This window comes from Armatimonas sp. (assembly GCF_043760365.1).
Lineage (GTDB): Bacteria > Armatimonadota > Armatimonadia > Armatimonadales > Armatimonadaceae > Armatimonas.
Window position 1 is genome coordinate 1 of the sequence record NZ_JAYUPA010000301.1, and the last position, 5,426, is coordinate 5,426.

Here is a 5,426-nt window from a genome sequence, read left to right on the forward strand (position 1 = left end):
GGCTTTCTCTACATGCCGCAAGTTCGTGAGTTTCAACGTAGGCAATGGCCCTACCGGCTGCACTTTATTTGTGGCAGTGCGGGGGATATTGGGGCTAAAGCCTGCCTCATTAATAGTAGCTGGAGTCGCAGGCCCAAGAAACTTCCAGGCAACGGCAGCCAAAATGCCCCCCATCGCTAAGGAGCCGAGCGCCGTCCGGCCCAAGCTGGGAAGCCAGGCACGCCAGCCACGCTGACTCGCTTCTTGCTGCTCACGCTGGATGCGGGAGAGAACATTGTCCGCAAAAAAGAGCGGCGGATCCACGTCTGGCAGCGTCTTTAGGTGCTGTGTGATCCCACGCAGTGCGCTCTCGTCGGCGCGGGCCTCGGGGCTCTGTGCCAGAAAAGCACGCACCTCCTTCGCCTTCTCTGCGGGAAGCGTTCCCTCAATATAATCAGACGCCAGCTCGCGCCATTGTTTCCTATCCATAATCGTTAAACCTACTGAAGGCTAGGACTTTCATGAATTCCGAAAAGTTCCGCCACTTTTCCAAGCCGATCCCGCAAGGCCAGTCGGGCACGATTCAGCCGAGACTTCACCGTGCCAATCGGAAGCTGCGTCAGCTCCGCAATCTCTTCATAAGCCAAGCCCTGGTTGTGGTACATCACAATCATCACCCGCTGGGCTTCGGGTAAGGTCAGGATGGCTTTCTCCAGGATCAGGCGACGTTCTTCCCCTTCCATCATCGCCGCAGGCCCGGGCGCACTGTCCTCAAACTGCCGGGTGATGCTATTCTCATCCAGCTCCACCGACTCATCGAGCGATGTGGTCGGGCGGGAGCGTTTTTTCTTACGATCATCCAGAAAGACGTTCGTGACAATCCGGTGAATCCAGGTAGAGAACTGCGCCTCACCCCGAAACGACTTGAGGTTGTTCCAGGCACGCACGAAGGCTTCTTGAGCAATATCTGATGCATCATCCTGGGAGCCACTGAGCCGGTAAGCCACATTGTAAACCGTGCGCTCGTAGCGGCGCACTAGCTTGTCAAATGCAGCAACATCGCCTTTGCGGCTCCTTTCAATGAGCTGTTTTTCTTGGAGAGGGGTGAGGCTCAGGCTCATGCCTTCTCCGAGGGAAGGCGCGCCTCGGAGATAGCGCGCAGCTCTTCGGGTGTCAGAGCGATATCAGACGTCCCCCGAACAATAGGTTTCGCATAGACCCGCATCTCCTGGCGGGAGTAGAGGCCACTGATAACCACCCCGTTTGCCCCCTCATCGAGCAGTGCCAGCGAAAAGCTCTGGAGCCCCCCGACATTAGCAAAAGCATCATAGCGGTGCAGCCCTAGTCGGCGCAGCGTCTGACGCAGGCCGCTGGTATTGGCATCGCTGGTCGTTAGTGCTCTGTCCAGGTTCGCCCGAAATGCCGTCACATTCCCTGCGTAGTCGAGAAGCAGCTCCTCTAGGCTATCGCCACTCACTCCTCGAAGCATCCGTGCCTGTCGCGCCGCCAACCTTCGACCACGGAGCAACGCTAAGATGGCGAGCACAATGGTCACAAGATGGACAGTCAGCAGGAGCAATAGCGCGACACCAGGCTGCTGTTGAATCCAGCTCACCAGTGGGCGAAGCGCCGCATTCAGGGCCTCCATAGAAAACCTCCAGTTTCAACGACCATCGTCCTACAATTGTTGCAGAGAACCATTATGGCTACTGAAAACCTTTCCCTCGACAAGATTCGGCCAAACGAGAATCAGCCGCGCCGAACATTTTACCAGGAATCCTTAGAGGAGCTCGCCGCATCCATCAAAGAGCGAGGCGTGCTCCAGCCGATTGTCGTGCGTCCAGCAGTGGGCAAGGACAAGGGCCTCTTTGAGATCGTCATGGGCGAGCGGCGCTACCGTGCCTGCAAGATGCTGGGGTTAGACTCGATTCCCGCTATTGTACGCGATCTTAATGATGAGGACGCGGCAACGGACGCTTTACTGGAAAACTACCAGCGCGAGGACATGAACGTCATCGAAAAAGCGCGGGCAATCCAGGGACTTCTCCAGCACATGAGCTACGAGAAGATCTCGAAGACCCTAGGCGTCTCCGAGACCACGGTTCGTCGGACACTGGAGCTCCTTGAGCTCCCCGTTTCCATTCAACAGGAGCTGGTTCAAAACCCCGCTAAAGGTGCACTGTTCCAAGAAGGCCATGCCCGTGCCTTATTAAGCATCAATGAAGACACCGCGAGCCAGCTTCGCCTCGTTGAGAAAGTAAAGGCCGAGAAGCTCAATATCTCCGATATCGAGAAGATCATCAGCGCCATTCGCCAGTTCCCCAATAAGAAAGAAGCGTTTCTACGGGTTCCTGTGAGTGTGACCGAGCAGATGCTACGCAGCCTTGGGGCACGTGAGGAGCGAAAAAAACCCTATAAATCCCAAACGGCCGAGCAGCACCTCAAGAGTATTGAGAAGCAAGCCTCGGTTCTCGGCGATATGCTCGATGAGCGCATTGGTGAGTTTCTGAGCGCGGAGCACATGAACCAGCTCCTGGCGACCTCGGTGGAGCTGCAGCGTGATCTGGAAAACTTTAATAGTAAGATCCGAGAGTCGCTGGCCACAAAAGACTTCGGCTTCCGCGAGGTCTATATCCACTGCCCTCTCTGTGGTCGTGTGGAGCTGATCGGTTCAGTACGCTGCTCCGTGTGCTGGACCATTCTGAGGCGTTGCTACGACTGTGGCAACTACGACCGCAACTTTGAAAAATGTGGTGTCACCGGCGGGAAAATTTTTATTGCGGAGGCGGAAAGCCCCAAGGAACACTCCAAGAGCTACCGCTGCCCCATGTACAAGCCCAAGTTCGACACCCAGCCGACGCGCCTGAAGATGGCCGCATAGACCTTTTTCAAATCTTTTACGTCACCCTAAATCCCTGGTTCCTCACCAAGAACCAGGGATTTTCTTGTTTCCTACAACCAAAAAAAACGGCCTACGGGAGTCCCGCGGGCCGTTGTCAGGTTAGGTGGTAGAAAGGAGATGTTTTTATTCTTGGCCCAAGGCGGTATTATCTATAGACTCGGAGTAAATTATTTTATGACTCTAAATCCTGTCACAAGCAACTTAATGATTGTCTGGTATCTGGGCTTCTCCCTCATTCTGACAGTCGTGATCATCGGCCTGACCGTTCTTCTGCACCGCCTCAACACGCGTCTTGAGGCACTCACGGCCCAGGTGGAACCCCTGCTCAAAAAAACAGAGGCGACTCTGGTTCTGGCAAGCGAGAAGCTGGCGAGTATTGGCAGCACCACGGAGAGCCTCCTCACTCATGGAGATGCCATTGCCGCCACCGTGGAGGCCAAGACAGAGGTCACGACACGGCTTGTGCAGAAGACTATTCATGCGCCTTTTGTGAACCTCAACGCCCTACTGGCCGGAGTGGCGGCAGGAGCGAGGGCGCTGCGTGTGCGACCGCGTTCGCGTGTGTTACAATCTAGTAAATCCCAACAGTCTGTTTTGGAGGAAACCAACTATGGCAAATAATAAGAGTGACTTTCTGGTCGGCCTACTAATCGGTGGCGCACTGGGTGCCGCCCTCGCGCTTCTCTATGCCCCTCAGAGTGGCGATGAAACTCGCGAGAAGCTCAAGCAAAAAGGCGATGAGCTCAAGGATAAAACGGCTGATACGTATGACAAGGCCCTAACCCGTGCAACTGAAGTGGGAGGAACCTTGAAAGAGAAAACCACAACACTTGCGTCTACAGTGAAGGAATCAGCGTCCAGTGTCGCGGCCCGGATTAGCAAGCGCGGCGAGCACAGTGAGCCCGAAGCAACTGGCGCTTAGTTCCTCAATGGAGCGAGTCTAAGTAACGTGCAATAACATCGTTGACATCTTGACTATCCGCAGCGACCCGGGCCTGTGCAAGCCACACGGCCCGGGTCGCTACTTTTTTCACCGCCTCCATATCGTGGCTAACCACCACAATCGTGCGCCCCTCGCGCTGGAACTCGGCGATCTTGGCAAGGCACTTCTCCTGAAAGAGGGCGTCCCCCACCGAGAGAGTCTCGTCCACGAGAACAATCTCAGGGTTGGTATGGACGGCCACGGCGAACCCCAGACGCACAAACATCCCCGACGAGTAGGTTCGCACTGGCATGCCGTAGTACTTGGGCTCGGCAAAGTCCGCAAACGCTAGAATCGCCTCGCGGCGCTCGTCCATCTCCGCGCAACTTAGCCCGAGAATCGAGCCATTGAACGTGATATTTTGGAGCCCCGTCAAATCAGGATGAAACCCAGCACCCACTTCGAGAAGCGGCGCGAGTCGGGGATGCGTGGGATCTGCCGATGCGGGAAACGTCACCGTGCCCGAGTCAGGCTTCATCACATTGGCAATCAGCGAGAGCAACGTGGACTTCCCCGAGCCATTGCGCCCCAGGAGTGCCACTGTCTCCCCTTTCTGAATCGTGAGCGAGATGTCCTCCAGAGCGGAGACAATCTTGAACTTCGGCTTAATCCCCTTCGTGAGCTGCCCTAGCTTGCCTTTGATCCCAGCATAGCCATCCTCTGGAAGTTTGAAGCGCTTGGAAACCGCCGTGATCTGGATGGCCGGAAGGCTCATGCCTGCTCCACGAAGCGCCATTTTCGATTATTAAAAAATGCGTAGCCGCCGATAAATGTCGCCACACAGACAATAATAGCAAACGCAAAATAGAGCCACGGCACCGGCTGATTTACGAGAAGCTCTTGCTTTAATCCCAGTGCGCCACTCGGCATTGTCACAGGGCGCAATAAAAATGCCCGGTAGCTCGTCACAATCACGACGATCGGATTCAGCAAAAAAGCGTGATAGATCAGCCCTCGCCACGGCTCCGTGATCTGTTGTGCGTGCTGCACCTGCTCCAGAAAGTAGATGATCGGCACGGCGTAAAAGAGCAGATCGAGTGCCACCGCAGTCAGGAATTTAATATCCTCAAAAAAAACATTGAGTGCCGATAGAAAGAGTGCAATCCCCCCGATCAGTAGTGTTTGCATCAGAACCAGGAGCGGCAGAAGAAGAATCCCCAGAGGGGGCCAGCTCACGGTGCCGTTGCGTACCCAGTCGCTCACATAGAGCAAGAGCACAAGGGGCAGCACCACCACCATCAGCGTGAGGAGAAAGTGCCGCAGGTTGGCAATCGTGGTTGCCAGCGGCAAGAGTTCACGGGGAAAATAGACCTTACGAACCAGAGGGAGGTGCTTTGAAACAGAGTCTCCAGCATCGAGAATTCCGGTCAGAAAGTAGGTCCATGGGAAGAAAGTTGCCACCACGAAGGGAAAATAGGAGCCACCGCTGGTTTTGATGGGGACGATATAGGTGAAAACGGCGGCGAGAATGAGAGCGCGAACGATGGGGTTCGCCAGCGACCAAGCCACACCAAGCTTGGAGTTTTTATAGCGAACATCGAGCTCCCGCTGGACGAGGTTACC

The 5,426-nt window shown here is 55.4% G+C and carries 8 protein-coding genes; 3 read left to right on the forward strand and 5 right to left on the reverse strand.

Going from position 1 to position 5,426, the window contains the following annotated elements:
* From ACH2EH_RS07220 to ACH2EH_RS07230, 3 genes are all read right to left on the reverse strand, one after another.
* Positions 1-468 (reverse strand): anti-sigma factor family protein (locus ACH2EH_RS07220; RefSeq protein WP_395140311.1); only part of this gene is annotated, 468 nt, incomplete at its 3' end.
* Positions 469-479: 11 nt separating this feature from the next.
* The gene (locus ACH2EH_RS07225) at positions 480-1,100 is read right to left on the reverse strand and encodes a sigma-70 family RNA polymerase sigma factor (protein ID WP_395140313.1); all 621 of its coding nucleotides are present in this window, start codon (positions 1,098-1,100) and stop codon (positions 480-482) included.
* Positions 1,097-1,627: a DUF4446 family protein gene (locus ACH2EH_RS07230; RefSeq protein ID WP_395140315.1), complete on the reverse strand. Its 531-nt coding sequence runs from the start codon at positions 1,625-1,627 to the stop codon at positions 1,097-1,099. The genes ACH2EH_RS07225 and ACH2EH_RS07230 overlap by 4 nt, the downstream gene beginning before the upstream one ends.
* Positions 1,628-1,681: 54 nt before the next feature.
* Here ACH2EH_RS07230 and ACH2EH_RS07235 point away from each other — a divergent pair, with 54 nt between their 5' ends.
* From ACH2EH_RS07235 to ACH2EH_RS07245, 3 genes are all read left to right on the forward strand, one after another.
* Positions 1,682-2,860 carry a ParB/RepB/Spo0J family partition protein gene (locus ACH2EH_RS07235; protein ID WP_395140317.1) on the forward strand — a complete coding sequence of 393 codons (1,179 nt, stop codon included), beginning with the start codon at positions 1,682-1,684 and terminating at the stop codon, positions 2,858-2,860.
* A gap of 195 nt (positions 2,861-3,055) precedes the next feature.
* Positions 3,056-3,502, forward strand: a complete 447-nt coding sequence (locus ACH2EH_RS07240; RefSeq protein ID WP_395140319.1) for a hypothetical protein — start codon at positions 3,056-3,058, stop codon at positions 3,500-3,502.
* Positions 3,492-3,803 carry a YtxH domain-containing protein gene (locus ACH2EH_RS07245; protein ID WP_395140321.1) on the forward strand — a complete coding sequence of 104 codons (312 nt, stop codon included), beginning with the start codon at positions 3,492-3,494 and terminating at the stop codon, positions 3,801-3,803. Before ACH2EH_RS07240 ends, ACH2EH_RS07245 begins: the two co-directional genes overlap by 11 nt.
* A gap of 4 nt (positions 3,804-3,807) precedes the next feature.
* Here the strand turns inward: ACH2EH_RS07245 and ACH2EH_RS07250 are convergent, their stop codons facing one another.
* Both ACH2EH_RS07250 and ACH2EH_RS07255 read right to left on the reverse strand, forming a co-directional pair.
* Entirely contained in the window at positions 3,808-4,578 is a 771-nt protein-coding gene (locus ACH2EH_RS07250) for an ABC transporter ATP-binding protein (RefSeq protein WP_395140323.1), read from the reverse strand.
* Positions 4,575-5,426: ABC transporter permease (locus tag ACH2EH_RS07255; RefSeq protein ID WP_395140325.1), on the reverse strand; the 852-nt coding region annotated here is incomplete at its 5' end. The genes ACH2EH_RS07250 and ACH2EH_RS07255, both read right to left, overlap by 4 nt.